The following is a 17,633-nucleotide window of genomic DNA, read 5'->3' on the forward strand; positions in this document are numbered from 1 at the left end:
TATCTTGGTCGTTCAGAGGTAGGCGAGGTTTTGTCGGTCTTCGACGTCACCTTCGACAACCGTCTTGAGATCATGTTCAGTAACGTTCTCAAACTGTTTCAACCGTTCGACCACAATGGTTTGAAGCTACGCCGGTGCGCCGAAATGGTCGACAGATGTCGCCATCTCTCCCGTCACCGGATTACCTACTCCTCCTCACTGACATTGGCTTCATACAGTGTCGACATCGAACGTGCGCCTACGATGAGTTTGGCACCGTCTTCGTGTTCGCCGACGATTTATGAACGGGGTTCGCTAGAACTTGCACCTCTACCTCATATTCTGCGAACAACTAGACACCAAGTACATCGTGAATCTCCATATAATACAAGTCGATACACTCGATTACTCCGCTAAGGAGGTCGAATTCGGTCACAGAACACCCGGATCAACGGCCACCTCTCTCCTAAATTAAAAGGGTCCTATCCAAGAGCGTAGAGATTTTTGTAGCTGATCCTAATACCAATACTAGAAATTAATTGATATCATATGTCGACGTAGATTCACAGAGTATTTATGTATTCGATGACGAATCTAACTTAATGCGGGTTTTGAACAGCTTCACTGATCCACGGATGGGGGGACCTCAGCAACGGGGCCTGTCGGTCGCCAAAGAGCTTCGGGACCGGGGCATTGAGACAGTATTTGTCGTCCCTGACGGTACCGATGAATTTGTTGACGCCGCAACCGAGGCTGGATTCAAGGTTCGAAAAGTTTCTCCCCACCAAGTGACCAAACCACGTAATATATACGGGAATCTACGGTTTTTGAAGGCAGTGTTACCGATGATTTGTCGAACTCGCCGAATTATTTCTGAGGAAGAGGTTGACGTCGTGCACGTGAACACGCCGGTCAACGTGCATACAGCACTCGCTGCAGCTCGCAGTGACGCAAGCGTAGTTTGGCACTTCAACGACACAGCGTTGCCGACGCCGGTGAAAGAAGTTACGGCGGCAGCTGGTCGATTGTTGGCTGATAAGCTTGTCGTCGCCGCTGATGCGGTTGGCGAGTATTACTTCCCTGATTCCCAAAGCACTCGGACCTTGTACGCACCGGTCGACTTAGATAGATTTGATCCAGAGAGAGTCTCAATTGATGAACCAGCGATTCGAGAAAGCTTAGGGATCCCAGATAAAGTTCCAGTCGTCGGAACTATCGGCAATGTGAACCCAATAAAGGGCCACAAGTATCTGCTCCAAGCGATAGCACAAATCGCTCCTGAGAGGCCGGTCGCTGTGCCAATCGTTGGAGCAAAACTCGATACCAGAACGGCGTACTTCGACCAATTGCTGGAGCTGCGGTCGGAGTTGGGTCTCAATGATCAGGTCCAGTTCGTTGGCTTCCGGTCGGACGTTCCAGCGTTGTTGAAACTCTTCGATCTATTCGTGCTATCCTCAACAGCTGAGGCCTGTCCGATAGTAGTCTTGGAAGCGATGGCCATGGAGACACCGATCGTTGCGACAGATGTTGGGGGCGTCCCCGAACAATTGCCGTCCGATAATTACGGCTGGGTCATACCGTCAGAGCACCCTGATGCGATGGCGGACGCAATTGAAGCCGCGCTGGCTGATCCAGATGAGCGACGGCGACGAGCTGCTAATGCGAGAAATCACGTCGAGGAAGAGTTCTCCTTGGCGGCCTGCGTACGACGACACGAAGAGATTTACAGGTCTGTACAAGGTTGAGGGTGAGACTCGAGAACCAAAATTTGGGATCGGACGCACTTAGAAAGGAATCGCAGCTGCCAGCTATGAACTGCAACCAGCCCCAGGAGCTTAGATAATCTTACTGAATTTCAACAATCTATCTCATGGTGTATTAAATATTTTCTTATAGAATAATTCATATACTGGATATAGAATTGACAGATTTTGGGCATTATACATCTCCGCGAAAATGGCATCTGGGCCACGTTACAAAGTATACCGTCAGAACTTATTAATCACTATAGATAGCCAAGATCTTCCAGCTGTTCTTTTTGATCTCTATCTAATGTCTTTTTAAATTCAACAGGATTGTCCGTCGTCTCTTTTAATTTATTAATTATAGATTTCGCCTCTGGAATATCGAATTCAGGTGTGGCAAATTTCCTCCAACCAGGCTGGAACATTCGAAAACTCTGTTTATATGACTTTGTACGGCGAATGTGTTTTCCTTTTGGTGATTTTAATAGAATTGCCAACCATATCAACAATCCCTCAATACGTGTTGTCTCTGTTTTCGAATGACCACCTTGAGACCCCCAGACACTATGAACAACACGATCTAACTTATTGAACCACGGTGTCTGGTAGAACCATGTCAGGTAGTAATTATATGCATACTCTCGCTCGGCTTCTGAGAAAGCTGACATTCCATCCAGAGAATCAATTTGAGAGTATCCAAGGGTATCAATGATAGTTGGAAAAATATCAACATTGCTAAGTAGTTTATCTGAAACACCTGGTTCTATCTCATGATGGATTAATGTTGTAGGCACATATACTAATTCGGGGCAAGCGATATGATTGTGTCCAATCATCCCATACTCGCCTAAAAGTTCTCCGTGATCTGAAGTATATATAATCAGAGTCTCTTATAGAATCCCTCGTTCCTCTAATTCCTCTTGTACAGATTTGATATAATCCACCTCTTTTTCGAGGGCGGACCTGTAATCTGAGCGCATCAATTTGGCATCACCCGCAGCTTTATCGAAATATTCCCCAGCCCCGATGTCAGCTTTGAATTCCTTATAGTTATAATTGTTATATGGTGAGTGTCCGCCACCAGTCCTGACCGTCCATATGAATGGTGGATGCATATCTCCCAAATCCTGTGTTCTTACGTCATTCAGCAGCCATTGGATCTGTTTGTTCATACCGCTATCTGGACTACCGACGGTATGGTTATCCAAGTCAGAGATTTTGTTTATAGAGTCATCAATCGTTGTGTGAAACGTGCCAGAATTATGATTTGGAACGTGCTGTCCAGTGAATATACTGGCAAAGGAAGGCGCTGTATGGAGGGATGCAGAGACAGACTTGTGAGTTTGGCCGAGTTCTGAGAGGAGATCACAGCTGTAATCATATCGTACTGCATCTCCGACTATTAAAACCACATTCTCAACATCTATTGCCATAGGATTAACAGTTATTGTCAGTAGTAAAGGTTTACGGTAGCAAGAACTAGTTCATCAAGATACTCTTGTCGTCTTGTTCTGGGTTACCAGCGCTATGTCTGCCCCACTGGCGTTTACCATTCCGTTGTAGAGATTCCCACAGGTCGTCTTCGTCATCAGGCTAATGGCGTGTAGATGGATTACTTCGAACATTCGTCGAGTTATCAATTAGCCTGTTGAGGCCGTGACATGCAAATGGATTGCTCACAACTCATCCGTGTCATAACGATCCCCATGTCCCGAACGATAATACTACCATTGGTGTAGTTGTTCCCTGTCGTCAGGTCCGAGATAATGCTCCGTCTTCGATCACGATATCACGAATGACGTTGTGGTTCAAGGTAATCGTGTTGAATCTCTCGTTCTGGAGACAAAGAACGGGTGCCTCGATCGTTGCGAGTACCCCGCGTTGCTGAACGCACTAGACAAGGAGAATTTCGGCCTTTCACCTCACGAAAGATACGTTCGACGCTGTACTGATTCCCATAGTGAGTTATCTAAAATTAGAGAACGAAGCTCTCCAATGCGGCTCTAAGATAGTGCGCTTCACCAACGGTGAAAGTCACTTTCTCGACCTACTGTTTCTAGTGGATCTCGCGGAGAACCAATACGGTGAGTTACGTTCTTTTGGTCTGAAACAGCTTGGTATGGGGGAATTCGTTGATTTCGGACCCACTGGCAGCGTACAACCAGAATCGTTTGTCATTGATCCGAATTAAACTCTCGTCAACATACCTGATTCGGTGCCCCGTCGCTGGTCGGCTATAGACCGGCCTTCTGAATCCAGTTATGAATCGCATTGCGACTCTTCTGGACTCCCACCTTTCAAGATACTGTTTGGTATTTGAAATTGATAAGCTCGCAAAGTGAAGCTGATTACCAACTTCATCTGGTCGGGTGTCCGCTATCACTTCACAAACTCCGAGTCAATTCACTTGATACATTCAATAGAATAGTTGAATTTGAATATAAACTAGCAAAACCAACGGCCACTTCGATCCTACCTACACATAGTTTAATTATTGATTCTATTTTTGCCATGACCAAATTCTCAATGAACAACTGTGGTCCGAATCTTTGTCATACAACCGCCTTTCTTGTCAAAGTATCCAGTAACTTTCTAAAACGACGCCGTTTTCCACCGACCGTGCGAGCACCTTGTCATAGAATCTACTGATTGCAAAAGCCTGAAATACCTATCATACCAATTTTAGTCTGGTCGTTTAAGATCAACTCCTTCATACATCATATGGTCAAAGAATTTATCATAAATGTTGCATCGACCTCTCCCGAGCGAGGGATCATATATGATTTGTATTATAAGCGAACTCGGATCAGAATTCATTGTGAGATACCAAGTTGGTATCGGGAGCAACCAATTGTTGGAGGACACCCAGGATGAATGATCGAAATATGGAGGCTGGTCGCTGATGAAAATATTAGTTGTGGCGGGTCTCCGATCCAGCAAGATCGTTACGCCGTTGGAACGGAGTGGAGCTGATGTCGTTACTATTGATGTCAAGGACGATTTAGGATTGGTGAAAAAGTACGCGTCCCTTGTGGTTTCAGTTCGTTCGAAAATAATAAACGAAGATCCGGACGTGATACTAACAAAGGGCACCAGCCTGGGATTCGTTTCGCTCTTAGTGGCGGCCCCTTACCGTATCCCAGTTGTTCCGAGGGTCGCTGGTGATCTCATCAGACAACACAAGAATGACTTTTGGGAAAACCTTCGAGCCGGCCAGTTTTTTTCCGCTGCGATGGCTCTACTAATTGTACTACTGCATTGGTTAGTGGTATGGTTTTCCCCTGGTGTAATTGTCGTTTCAGAACACGTTGCAGAGACACTTCGGAGTTCTCCGGGATTGAGTGGGGTGCAGTACGCGGTGGTCCCTGTGCCGAAAGACGTGACTCCCTTCCTGGCCGACTATGCCACCACTCCGCCAGCAGCGTTCTCTACCGACTGGACAATACTGACTGTCACAAATCTAGAATTTAAAGGTAAATTTGATGGACTTAAATTGGCACTTCCTGCCATCTACAGTATTCTCGATAAAAAAGACAACTGCGAATACGTTGTGGCTGGATCTGGCCGGTATAAGAACCGGGTGGAGTCTTATGCCGATAAAATGGCCCCCAACGACGATGTCCGAGATCGCATCAAATTTCTCGGCTATGTTGAGGATGTAGACCGACTGTATCTTCACGCCGATCTGTTTTTGTATATCTCTTTGGAGGATGGGTACCCGAATGTCATTCTTGAAGCGATGGCAGCCGGTTTACCAATCGTTGGAAATCCAAGTGTCGGCATTGACGAACAAATCACTAATGGGGAGACAGGCATCCTCGTTGACTCCCAGCGAGAGGAAGATCTCCAGGCTGCTATAGAGGGTTTATTTGAGGACCCACTTCGTTATGAACGATTAGGCGAGCGGGCCCGCGAGACCGTCCATGAACGGAACTCTCATGAATCGATTGGAGAGAAACTCATTAATGGTTTGTCAGATATTCTGACGTCGGTGCACCAGTAATGACCTTACTACCAGACAGTTGGAATGAGACTGGTGATCCACCACATTTTCAAGATGTCTACGAAAAGCAGAGTGGTGCTGAGTCTAGTCGGGGCAATGTGGAATGAGTGGTGGTAACTTTGACTGTAACACTTCGTATAATCAGGAACCGTGTTTCGTTAAGATGAGAAATCGAAAGACGTTCTGTTGAAGATATCGTCTTTGTAGAACGTGTCAAAAAGTATTACTATCTGATCTTCGCCCTGACCCTATTCGACGGTTAGTGCCGCCTCTTATTTCCAATTATGGGAGTAGTATCAGGACATTACGGTGGATTCTTCTATTCATTGTAAAGAAGGTACTATCACAGTTGTAATTTGATACTACGATTTAAAGCCTGAATCCTTGATGAGCGTGGTAAGATGATCGATGAAAAGTGATTGTGTGTGTGTGTGTGTGTCTTAAAAAGCTAATCAAAACCCTCTCTTCGAACGCTTCACAGTCGACATGAAATGTCTATATGTAAACACAGCTGCCTGGTCGCAACATATCAAAGGCCGTAATAAGTTTCTCATCAGGATGGTATGAGTGCTCAATGTATTCCCGCATCACAATTGCAGTATCGAACGCAATGACACTACGTTTTGATTGTGCTAAGAATATTCGAAGCTCGAAGTTGAGATACTCGATCTGATAACCGGTCGTGGTTTGGAGACGGGATAACTGTTGGCTTGAGTGTTATTCAACTCCTCAGTAATTTCCGATCACTCCAAATAAATCACTACACGAAAATTCTAACAGAACCCTAGAAATAATTATTTTTGGTAAGATAAATTATATAATATATACCGTACAGAATTTTTATGAGTGAAAACTCTAATTAATGGAATGTAGAGAGTCTTCCATAAGACCGCTCTCTCGCGTTAATTAGGTTCTTCTAACAGTTTGCCTGATACTTTCCGGGTTGTAATAGAGGGGCTCCCGACATAGTACGTTGACGCTCCACCATTCGTATATATTTTAGAGGCTTTCGTATCTGTATTCAGATATTGCACATCTTGTTTCGTATAAGATGTTAGCGAAGGTTGCTGTTCTTCATAGTATGCATTCTTATATTTTATATCATGTGTTTTCAAGTATATATAATATTTCTCGGCAAAAATATCCGTGACCGGTTCTCCACTCCCCATATATCCCAGATGGTTTGGTAATTGAAAATTTGGATCCGCTTTTCGAAACTGGCGGTATCTCTCCTCATTCGGAGAAGGTCCACTGATATATATAATCATTTTATACCCCATTGCGTGTGAGATCACGGGCTCTGGGCTTGTCATTGAAACTATCCATTCAGCACTATCATATTCTGATTCGGTCATATGATTCCCATCTTGATATATTGAGAATGGACCTACAACTGCAGCAATTAACACAAGACCAATTACCGTGTACGTCATGACAGTCTGAAGTGGTATTCTATCTATTTGATTGATTATATATCCAGTACCGACAATTGCTACAAAAATAGCCCAACGCCCTACACGAATTGGATTTGTTACGAGAGATGCTGATAAGAATAAAATTATTACAGCAGCAGTGGCCAAGAATAGTAGCAGTAGTTTTTTACTTTTGAGATTACGGGACCGATAATAATGTAGAATCAGAGTTCCGAAAACAATCACACCGATCAAAACATAAGAAAGATAAGCTCCGTACAGACGAATCAACTCAACTAGGAAATGGATAGCAGAGAGGGAAGTGGATCTTGCGGCCTCCGACTGTTGACCCACAACGGAAGTTCTACTAATTAGAGGAATAGCCGTTTTTGCAATAATATTTTCAACCCTTGAAAAATTAAAATACCAAATAAACGATAGAACAAGCCCCGCCAACGAAATCATAGCTGAGACATTAGTAATATCTCTAAATATAGTGTTCTCATAAACTTTGGAGAATATCCCATATCCGAAGGTTAGGATTGCAGTTATGGGATGAAAAAATACGATACTTGTAGCTAGAGGGATTAGTGCCCAATTAGCTCTCCTATCAACTGTATCTAATAGATGAGCTAACAGAGGGAAAAGGAAGAAGGAGTATATTGCAGGATGGAGTCCGGAGTGAAATATTCCGAACATCAGCGGAAAGGCTAGCACGCTGACGGTATGACTTTTATTTTCAGAAATGTATTGACGGCTATATATTCCTGTCCCGAGACTAAACAACAAGAAAAACACAATTTGGGTTAGGGACACCGCGAAAGGTTCTGAAACACCAAAAATTCGAAGTACGCTAAGGAAGACGTGCAGTATTGGGTACCAGTTGTTCCCAGAGAGAGATCCGGTTTGAATAATTCCTTTTACTAATCCCAAGTGAAATAAAATATCAAGTGAACCTCTACCGTACAAGTGGTATCCTCGATATATTGGGAGGAAAAACAGTATTACGTAGAATGAAAGAAGAAGAACAAAACCCTTGATAACGTAATCCCTTGCTCCGCCTCTGTCCAGCGGATGCTTTATTTTTGAACCACTCAGATTTACAAAAACCATCCCGAAACTACACAAAATCCCTATCGCATAAATAATCCACATCCAACTGGGATATGAAGTATATATTGATGGTTCGTATCCGGACGCAGGAGGTATAAAAATAAGAATAACTGATACAATTATAAGACATATACTGGCCAACCCACTAGTCACCGTCTCCAGCCTCATTGGCATCGATTATTGTTAGTTGACATTTTTAATTTCTGTTTTTATTATTGTCAATATATCCAAAGTTAGCAAAGTCCTTCGAAAAGTTGGAGCATACTCGAAAAAGTCCGTGTTGATGTACGGACAGCAACTCCCCAGCGACGGAGTGGTCATCGACAATCTGGTTCATAAGAATATTATAGATACCCAAGGGTCTTTAATTTCTCCTCAACACCGGTTTCGCTCGGTGAGTCGTATTCGATAGGTGTATATGTCTTCTCGTCACTCGCCTCAAGATCCACCCAGGGAACTCTTTTGAGTTCACGCAGGGGGACGTATGAAGGGTGGCCGTATAAATTAAATCTGCCGAATAGATTCGCATGGTCTGAGGTCAGTACGACTGAGTCCGCGGAGATGTTACTCAATAATATTTCCAGATCGTCCATGACGTACCTCAGGTTCTCTACGTACGCCTCAGTAGCTGTCTCCTTCTTGACTTTACCAGTACGTAAGTCGTCCCAAATGGACTCCCATCCGGTTGTGTCCGGGTTTATTTGCGAACCTAATTCGGGGACTGGAACTGATGGGAAGTGAGGCTGCATGTAGTGAAGGATCATCCGCTCTGGTTCTTTTTTTCGATAATGCTTTACAGCTTGATTGGTCACTGATCGGGGGCGGACCGTGCCAAGTTCTTCGTCCCAACGATACCGCCAAACCTCGTCTAGGAGCAAGAAATCGTCGGCTCGGAGGATCTCCTTTGAGTGTGGATTCCCGGTTATATATACAGTCTTCTGAATCTCCTTGCGATGGGACTCGTCGAACGTCTTTTGCATCCACTCTGCAGAAGCAGATCCAACCGAGTACGTTGAGTCAATTCTGTCGAGGAAATCATACTCTGGTGCGACTTGATTGAGGGTGTCGACTCTACAGGCGTCAAGCACGATCAGGACGTCCCAGTCACTCTCGTAGATGTTCGTGCCATAGTTGTAGTGCCGCCCGATATTCGTCCATGCACCCTGGTAAGTGCGGTAGAGAACCTCTCTTAGTCCGGATATACCATCTGACGAGATTCTCTTGCAGGACATCTTCAGGAATCGTCCTACGTCCATTGTGTATTGATCGCTAAGCTTCTATCAAAGCTCATTCGATTCAAACACATATTTACGGATCGTACCGCTTGGCGTGGGCTTGAAGAAAGGCGTCGATTCGTGTAACTGGAACACCATAATCTTCAGATAATTGGAATAGCAACCTTCGTTCTTGGTCACCGATGAAGTACCGCAGGAGTATAACGAAGTAGATGGAGGCAAACAGAGACACTGTGAGCAACATTGCCGCGAGGTTCGAGGGCGCAGCGAGGATGGCCACTAAATAGGCGACACCAAATGTCATTACAGGTACGGCAACCGTGAGAAGGTCGTTACTAGTCGCCGGAGGGACGCCGAACTGGTTGAGATAGTAAAACACCATCACATTCATAGCGACATAACTAACCAACGTGGCAGTGGCTGCCCCAACCATTTCGTACGGCGGAATTAAGAAGATATTAAGTAACACGTTCGCGATGCCGGCTCCAACCGTAGCCTTCATTAACTGTTTCGATTTTCCCAATGCCTTCAACAGATTCCCTGATGGCCCAAGGACAACGTGTGTAAAGAAGGCGAGGGAGAGAATCTGCAACGGGAACGCCCCTCCAAGATACGAGGGGCCGAAAGTGATCGAAATGATTGTTTCGGGGAAAAAAAAGAAGAGTAGCACGATTGGGACAGTCGAAAATACGCCCCACTTGGCGATAATTGAGTAAAGTGCCCTAATCTCGATCATGTTATCGTCTGACTCTAACTCCGAAATTACCGGCATTGTGATGTACCCGAAGGCTGCAATAACGGCCAACAAAAGTTGGGCGAGCGATAGGCTTACGTCGTATGCCCCGACAACTGACGCAGAGTCGACGAAGTAGCCAATTAGAAGCAAATCGGCGCGCGATATGACGCGTTGAGTAGCTGTCGATAACACCAGCGGCGCGGAGAACTTCGAGACGGTCACTATCTGACATTGCGAGAATATCATTTTCCTTGACAGGAGTGGGATTGACCGGTTAAGAAAGTAGAATGCTACTACAGCTCCTATTCCGTAAGCTATCACGTACGCACCTGCGAACTCTGCAAGTCCCCCACCGAGCACGGCCACCCCGCTGATCAGCAAAAGGCGCATCACTGGTAGGGTGACGTTCTTGATGGCGACTGTCCCGACCGATTGCTTCATCCCTTGAATTCCACCGATAGAAAGGCGAATGAAAACGAACAGGGGGATTGCTACCGCGAGAACGCGAAACGTGATCGCGTAGCTGACAGTGTCGAATATAAATAACGACAACTCATTTGAGAATAGGTAGATCGTCAGACCAATCAGGGCCGCGATGGGGATAACCAACGTCATTATCGAGATGACGAGCCCGCGTTTCTCCTGTTGGCTTTCGTACCTAGGAAGGTAGCGCCCTATTCCAGAATCATATCCAAAAGTCACAATCACAGCTAAAAATACTACTATAGTATGAACATAAATTACAATACCGTATAATTCTGGGGTCGCAACTCTCGCGAACAACACTTTCGCGGCAAACCCGATTCCGAGTTCTAGAATAACCCCGGCAAAGATGACAGAGGCCCCTGAAAAAACACGTGATAAATTGTTGTCGTCCATAAGTATATCTGGACACCGACTGAGCGATATTCAGTGCAGCGTACACTTAAGTCCACGACAAGTGCGGTCAGTAGGCTTAATTAGACAGAACAAAATTTTCTCAAAATAATAAAATAAATTAAATTATAATTTATTGGTTGGTATTAGTCTCCGGTTTTATATGTTGGGAAAATATTATCAAGTCTGATACGCACAGGTGTATTGGGTATATGTGGAATCACATATAGCTGGTAGCCGGATTCTGAATTGTCTCGGGGAGCTGGTTGAATGGAGCATCACTGTATGAACTTCTTCACCGGTCCACCTCAGGTCTATGGCTGACAGAACAAGCACCCATAGCACCCAGTTTCCCAGAAAAAACGCCATACCCCCAACTCTCGAACATTCCCATCAGTCCCCCTCGATTTGAATCGAACGTCAGTGGGAGCCACCACAAACGACTCCCGCTGACTTGGTGGTCTATACCTCCCCATCACCCCCATTCGATGTGGTATAAGAGTCCACAGCATCATTCAACTCACGAACTCCTTCACAGTCGATTAATAACGTCTTTTGCTTATGTTCGCTTCCGTTGCCGGTCCGCACTTGCTTGGATTCGCGAACCTGCACACCGTCAACACCGGCAGCAACCGCCTCAACGAGATCGTATGCATAGCGCCTTGATACCCCAGTACAGCCACGGATCTCGGCTGGCGTCACCGCAACTTTTCCACGCTCGTTGGCTTTGTTCTGCGCGAACATGAGGATAGCCGTGATTTTCTCAGCCTTTGTTGATGCGTCGGTGTGCTGAGCCAGCACTTCCAGCCGAGCTTCGAGTTCTTCAAGCCGTTCACCACGCTCGGCAACTCGCTGGCTAAATGTGCGACCCGCTGCTGGAAGCTCATCGACGGTCTCGACGTCCCCATTCACCATCGCCCACACCGTTCCTCTCAAAGGGGAATATCACGATTCGTCGTTGTCTGGAGCGTCGTTTTGTAGTTCGCCAAGTTAGCGTTCCAGTTCTTCAATACCCTCGCGAAGTGCGTCCGCGTCATCGTGCTGAGTCATCACGGCGATGCTCCCTCCGTCAACGGGCTGTACACGAGCACCCCAACCTCACTCAGAGATAGGTGGTGACGCTGTTCGCTCGACAGCTAGACCACATCAAACCGGGCTTCGATGAGTGCCTCGCTTGTGCCTAACGTGGGTGTCTCGATACGAACGGGTGCACACTGTGGACAATAGCACCGCGTCACCGACCATTCCGGATCGGCGGCCGCCCAATAAGCATACACCCGCACCTGCTGTCCTTCATGCCGGGCCTGTCCACACGCGGTACAGCCCACCTGCAAGTTCGCCAGCCCAATCTGAAGCCCCGTGAGTTCTTGTCGTGGTGTCGTCACCACGGTTGCGGGCCCAGATGCTCCGGGGCACGGCAATCCCACGCATGCGCATACTCGATCTGTGCTCTCCATATCGGCCGTCACTTTGTCGTCATCCACCTACGTTGAGCAACTCGGCAACGGGCTCTACGAACTTTCTGAACTCCTATGGGGGAATTGACACCTCTGTCCGGCGAAAAACAGCGGGTCATCGAGTCTATCCCACTCCCCGAAAGTGTATTACAGCGGAAAGGCGTGGCAGCCACCGGATCCACACGGTGGTACGAACCTGGGCTTAGGTAAAGTACCCAGCATCGGTTCGGCCGATAAAATGTATCTTCGGTATTGAGGAGGTTCCGGCGTCGTCCCACGACGAAAGGCGACTCCTGTCATCGAACCCGTGTACTGCATACCGCAGGGCATCCAAACAGTGGTCGTTGGCCCGCCCGGTCCCGACATCTTCGGACTTATAGCCGAGAAATTCCCGAATCACATGCTCATAGGCCCGCGAGACCATAAGCCCCACACGCCCGTCATTGTCGGTCCCAAAGCGTCGCCGGACATCGGCAATCCCCAGATCCAACTCCTTGCTCGCTTTTTGAGTCCGATAGCCAGTCCGGCTGAACTTCTCGATGTCGGTTGGCTCGTGCTCGGCAAAGAGTTTCTCCTGCAGCTTGCCGTCGGCCTACAACCATTCGTTCGCCTCCTCGAGATGCGACTCCCGCTCATAAAACTCGTCCAGCAAGACTAACTGGACACCAGAAGTGCGCCCGAGTTCGAGCACAACTCGAGGGTCGACTCACCCGGAATTATACCTGTACAGGCGCACTCGTCTTCGATGCGCTCCTGTACGACATTGGGCGCCACGACGTGGCGACCCGCTGGCAGCTCGAATAGATGTGTCTCTGAGCGAACTCAAACGCCTCCTCAAACGTTTAAGCTTCCTGTTAGGTCCTTTCGTACTGCATTTGAATCGCTCGCGGGTTCCTTCGGAAGGGTAGGAGTTGGCCAACGTCGAGCCACAATACATTCGATCTCAAAACTGATCGGATCGTCGGTCTCGTCATAGCATTGATTATCGAATATGCGGATTCGGCGACTGCCGCTCTTTTCGGCGCGAGTGCCGCGGTCGTTGCAACCGGGTGGGACGAGTTCGAGGCGCTCGATACAGAGTTCGACGAGATGAACACACCGGTCGTCGTCGACGGTCGCCGCGTGATCCAGCGACGCGAGAGGATCACGTATGAAGGACTGACATGGTGAGTCTCGTGGGTTGCCTCCCCTTGTCGGCAAGGTGGCCGAATCCTGATCTGTTCGCATTACCCGGGAAGCGAACGTAGGGAGTTGGAATTCATAGAGATTCTTAATTAAACATTAATACAATGGTGAGACTGACCAGAAAATGCGATTCCGAGACCAAGTTTCACGTATCAGCTCATACTAAAATCAGAAGTGAGATTTCGAAGACAAACTACTTTTATTTGCTCACTGCTCCGTCTATTATGTCTGGATTTCAAAATCGAAGTGACCTGTTTCTTCTCGATACGGGCAGCATCATGCTGTTGGTGTTCGGTACGACCTCACTCCTACTTGCTGCAGTCGTTGGTGTTGGCTTGCTGTTGGGCTCACTGTCGAGTTACATTCTTGGAATGCTTGTACTATCAACGATACTATCAGTCGATGGGCTTGTACTACTGTTGCTAAGCAGACACTGTTAATCCTATATTTCGCGGTATACGATAGTGACTATAGAAATCCTGTAATATAACTCTTCCTGACTTATCATTTACTTTATGTACGAAGCCGAATCACCCGTGTGTCCCTCTCATGTCGTGTGTATTTGCGAGAGTATTTCCCTTTCTGACAAAGTCCTAGAGATAGATGAAGGAGTTCACCGACAAGACCGTTCTCGTCACGGGGGGTGCGGGATTCATCGGAAGCCACATCGCCGACCGCCTGACTGGCATCGCCGATGTACGGGTACTCGACAACTTCTCGACCGGGGATCCTGCCAACGTCCCGACCGACGCGACGGTGATTGAAGGGAGTATCACCGACGTGGACGCAGTCACTCGGGCAATCGACGGGGTAGACGTCGTCTTTCACGAGGCTGCGCAAACGAGCGTGGCCCGCTCCGTCGAGGAGCCCCGTCGATCCCACTCGACGAACGTGGACGGGACGCTCACGGTCCTCGACGCCGCGAGAGAGGCGAACGCCCGAACGGTTCTGGCATCGAGTGCGGCGGTGTATGGCCATCCCGAGCGGGTACCGATCCGTGAGACGGACGAACTCTCCCCGACATCGCCGTACGGCATCGACAAACTCGCGGTCGATCACTACGGCCGAACGTATGCCGACCTCTACGACCAGGAGGTTGTCGCCCTCCGGTATTTCAACGTCTACGGGCCGCGGGGAGTGACGAGCGACTATGCCGGTGTGATCTCAGTGTTCCTCGACCAGATCCGCGACGGAGGCCCGATAACGGTCCACGGAGACGGAACACAGACCCGCGATTTCGTCCACATCGACGACGTCGTCGACGCGAACCTTCAGGCGGCGAAAACCGACGCCGTCGGGGAAGCGTTCAACGTCGGAACCGGCGACTCCGTCACGATCGCTGAACTCGCCGAGATCTGTCGGGAGGTGACCGACTCCGATGTCGATATCATCCACACGGACCCGCGGGAAGGCGACATCGACGAGAGCCAAGCCGAGATCTCCAAGGCACGGGCGAAACTCGGCTACGAGCCGACCGTGTCGCTGCACGACGGGTTGTCCCGGTTGGTGGCCGACCGGTCCTGAAGCCGACCACTCGATCTAGCACAGGAGAGTCGCACACTGTCGGGAAGAAACACATCACTCGCTCCGACGCACCTCCGCCACGGTAGCAACCGCCTCCGCCTGTGAGTCGCTCAGTCGCGAACCGAACCTCACCGATCCCCACCCGTCCGCCTCGTGTTCGACTGACACCGATACGTCACGGTCGCGCACCCGACAGTAGTCACGTCCCCTCACCCGGTCGGATACTGGGCGAGGAACGTCGTATCAAGCAGGGTCATCTACGTTCTCGGTAGTGGACAGTTCGTCGAGAGTGGCTTGTTACCGTGCTGTGAGGTCTGCCTATCTCGGTACGGGCCGTTTCGATCACTTGTTCGAGCTCTTCAGCCCCTTCTGCGTCGAGTGTCCCGGACCTCTCGCAGCAATCGGCTTGTGTCTCGTCTAGGTTCGGTTCACACGACTTGAAACACTCACCTTCCCTTTTCAAGGCTTTCAGACGCTCATTTACGCCATCTCCGGCTCCGATAGCTTTGTCCGACAGTCCGAGTCTATATGCAAACGGCTCTGTCGGACTCCTCCGTCGGTAGTCGGTTTCATGAATGGTGCCGAAGAGCGCGCTTACGCAACGTCGAACTGCTCACTGGTGCGTTCGATTCACAACGAAACGATCGGGTTCACCGGTCTACGACCTCAACGTCGTACTTGTCGTTGAGCCGGTATCGACGACCCGTCCATTCGAACTCCTTCCGAACGATGCCGGACAGTGCGACGATCGGAACCACCACGACCGCCGGATAAATCAACAGGAAGGTCAACCGCCGGACGCCGAGCACCCAGTAGGTGATGGCACCGAGAGCTGTGTACAGGAGAGCGCTAGCGATCGGGAACGCCACCGCTATGGCCACTAACACCAGTCCGATCGCCACGTTCGTCAGCCCTCCCTCCCAGACGTGGACGATTCGATTGAGTCGAACCGTCCGTTCGATGACTGTCCGGAGATCTCCCGGCACCTCCACGACTTCGATCATCGACCGGATAGGATGGACGTCCCCGAGATGGTCCGAGAGCAGTCCGTCGTCGCTGATCACCTGTCGTAGCTCCGACGTAAGGGCGTCGACGCCGGTCTCGAGTTCGTCGGCTGTGAACGTGACGCCACCGCCCCACGCGCTTCCACCCCATTCCCCGACCCCCAGGTACATTGCGAGCGAGAAGAACAGCGCACTCCAGACTTCGTAGGGCCTGAACCAGCCATCGCCGACGAATACGCACAGAGCGCTCGCGGGGCCGTGCGCCTCGCCGGCTGCCACCAGTCGATCGAGCCAATCAGGGTCGCGTTCGAAGTCGGCGTCCGTCCAGACGAACCGATCGTTCTCCGCCCGTTCCATCCCGTGAGCCATCGCGTTGGCCTTGCCCGAGCAGCCGTCCGGCTCGCCCGCGACGAGAATCTCCACGCCGGCCGGCGGGTCGTGGCTCGTCACCGGGTCGTCCTCCGAGTCACAAATGACCAGCAGTTCGTCCCCGGGACTGATTTGGGCCGCGAGTTGCTCACAGGCGATGTTCCACTCGACGGTCGGAACCAGTACGCTCACCGCGTCTCGGTCCCCCATATTGGAGCCTCTTGCTACACCATCTCACACGTGTTGGTTAAATTCTTGCCACGTCGGTCGCGGTTCGGGAAGGTGGGTACTCTCGCCGATCTACCGAGGACCGTCCACGATTGCGAGTTCTGCCCGATCGCTCTCGGACAGCGGTCCCAGTCTGTCGAGTTCGGTCTCCCGGTCGACGAACTGCTTCAGACGTCTGTTCGACACTGAGTGTCGATAACTGCCCCAATATTAGCTGAATTGAGGCGCTAAGCCCCCTTCCTGAGCGAGCGCCGACCGAACGGGAGGCGCGAGCAGTGAGGGGATACAGCGCCTCAATTCAGCTAAACCGGCGAAGCTACTTACGGGGAGCTGACCCGTCGCTGACCCGCCGCCGCACCTCCGTTGCGGCCGCAACCGCCTCCGCTTGCGGGTCGCTCAGTCGCTCGCACACCTCCGTCGGCGGTCCCCATGCGTACGCCTCGTGCTCCGGGGACAGCGACACGTCACGGTCACTCACCCGACAATAGTAGTACACCGCGAACCGGCCGTTCCCGGCGTCGTTGTGCCACACGAGCGTGTCGACCGGCGCGACGACCTCCGGGTCGAGCGCCGTCTCCTCGGCGATCTCACGGCGCACGGCGGCGACGGCACGCTCGTCGCGGTCGATACGCCCGCCCGGCAGCTCCCAGCCGCCGTCGGTGGCCCGCCGGACGATCACCACCTCGTCGGTCGGCGCGAACACGACGCCCCGCTGCGTCACGGTCGCCTGGAGCGGCTTGTCGGTCATCACACGGATTTCGAACGAA

At 49.8% G+C, this 17,633-nt stretch carries 12 protein-coding genes and 1 pseudogene; 5 read left to right on the forward strand and 8 right to left on the reverse strand.

All coding sequences use genetic code 11. The features are described 5' to 3' along the window. Positions 1-581: 581 nt before the first annotated feature. Positions 582-1,724, forward strand: a complete 1,143-nt coding sequence (locus ACQUQ1_RS17150; protein WP_435065524.1) for a glycosyltransferase family 4 protein — start codon at positions 582-584, stop codon at positions 1,722-1,724. A 260-nt stretch (positions 1,725-1,984) separates the two neighbouring features. Here ACQUQ1_RS17150 and ACQUQ1_RS17155 read toward each other — a convergent pair whose 3' ends face one another. Both ACQUQ1_RS17155 and ACQUQ1_RS17160 read right to left on the reverse strand, forming a co-directional pair. Then, positions 1,985-2,608, reverse strand: a complete 624-nt coding sequence (locus tag ACQUQ1_RS17155; protein WP_435065554.1) for a sulfatase-like hydrolase/transferase — start codon at positions 2,606-2,608, stop codon at positions 1,985-1,987. Positions 2,609-2,614: 6 nt separating this feature from the next. Further along, on the reverse strand, positions 2,615-3,157 hold the full coding sequence (locus ACQUQ1_RS17160) for a hypothetical protein (RefSeq protein ID WP_435065525.1): 543 nt from the start codon (positions 3,155-3,157) through the stop codon (positions 2,615-2,617). Positions 3,158-4,641: 1,484 nt separating this feature from the next. On the opposite strand from ACQUQ1_RS17160, the gene ACQUQ1_RS17165 reads away from it, so the two are divergent. Further along, positions 4,642-5,727, forward strand: a complete 1,086-nt coding sequence (locus ACQUQ1_RS17165) for a glycosyltransferase family 4 protein (protein ID WP_435065526.1) — start codon at positions 4,642-4,644, stop codon at positions 5,725-5,727. Positions 5,728-6,629: 902 nt separating this feature from the next. Here the strand turns inward: ACQUQ1_RS17165 and ACQUQ1_RS17170 are convergent. The 4 genes from ACQUQ1_RS17170 to ACQUQ1_RS17185 form a co-directional block, all read right to left on the reverse strand. Then, positions 6,630-8,420 (reverse strand): hypothetical protein, encoded by a 1,791-nt coding sequence (locus ACQUQ1_RS17170; protein WP_435065527.1) that lies wholly within the window; start codon positions 8,418-8,420, stop codon positions 6,630-6,632. Positions 8,421-8,596: 176 nt separating this feature from the next. After that, positions 8,597-9,508, reverse strand: coding sequence for a hypothetical protein (locus ACQUQ1_RS17175; RefSeq protein WP_435065528.1), 912 nt, complete (start codon positions 9,506-9,508; stop codon positions 8,597-8,599). A 52-nt stretch (positions 9,509-9,560) separates the two neighbouring features. Beyond that, the gene (locus tag ACQUQ1_RS17180) at positions 9,561-11,102 is read right to left on the reverse strand and encodes a flippase (protein WP_435065529.1); all 1,542 of its coding nucleotides are present in this window, start codon (positions 11,100-11,102) and stop codon (positions 9,561-9,563) included. 459 nt (positions 11,103-11,561) lie between these two features. Then, positions 11,562-12,014, reverse strand: coding sequence for a hypothetical protein (locus tag ACQUQ1_RS17185; protein ID WP_435065530.1), 453 nt, complete (start codon positions 12,012-12,014; stop codon positions 11,562-11,564). A gap of 879 nt (positions 12,015-12,893) precedes the next feature. Between ACQUQ1_RS17185 and ACQUQ1_RS17190 the strand changes: the two genes are divergently transcribed. The 3 genes and pseudogenes from ACQUQ1_RS17190 (at position 12,894) to ACQUQ1_RS17200 (ending at position 15,265) form a co-directional block, all read left to right on the forward strand. Further along, a complete protein-coding gene (locus tag ACQUQ1_RS17190) occupies positions 12,894-13,214 on the forward strand; it encodes a hypothetical protein (RefSeq protein WP_435065531.1) in 321 nt (106 codons plus the stop codon). A 326-nt stretch (positions 13,215-13,540) separates the two neighbouring features. Further along, positions 13,541-13,726: pseudogene (locus ACQUQ1_RS17195) on the forward strand (UDP binding domain-containing protein); the annotation flags it as partial. Positions 13,727-14,344: 618 nt separating this feature from the next. After that, positions 14,345-15,265, forward strand: a complete 921-nt coding sequence (locus ACQUQ1_RS17200) for an NAD-dependent epimerase/dehydratase family protein (RefSeq protein ID WP_435065532.1) — start codon at positions 14,345-14,347, stop codon at positions 15,263-15,265. Between the two features lie 650 nt (positions 15,266-15,915). Here the strand turns inward: ACQUQ1_RS17200 and ACQUQ1_RS17205 are convergent. Together ACQUQ1_RS17205 and ACQUQ1_RS17210 are read right to left on the reverse strand one after the other, a co-directional pair. Beyond that, positions 15,916-16,848, reverse strand: a complete 933-nt coding sequence (locus tag ACQUQ1_RS17205) for a glycosyltransferase (RefSeq protein ID WP_435065533.1) — start codon at positions 16,846-16,848, stop codon at positions 15,916-15,918. Positions 16,849-17,182: 334 nt separating this feature from the next. Next, on the reverse strand, positions 17,183-17,614 hold the full coding sequence (locus ACQUQ1_RS17210; RefSeq protein WP_435065534.1) for an NUDIX hydrolase: 432 nt from the start codon (positions 17,612-17,614) through the stop codon (positions 17,183-17,185). Positions 17,615-17,633: the final 19 nt, after the last annotated feature.

This window comes from Halobaculum sp. EA56 (assembly GCF_051195075.1).
In the GTDB taxonomy this organism is placed as follows: domain Archaea; phylum Halobacteriota; class Halobacteria; order Halobacteriales; family Haloferacaceae; genus Halobaculum.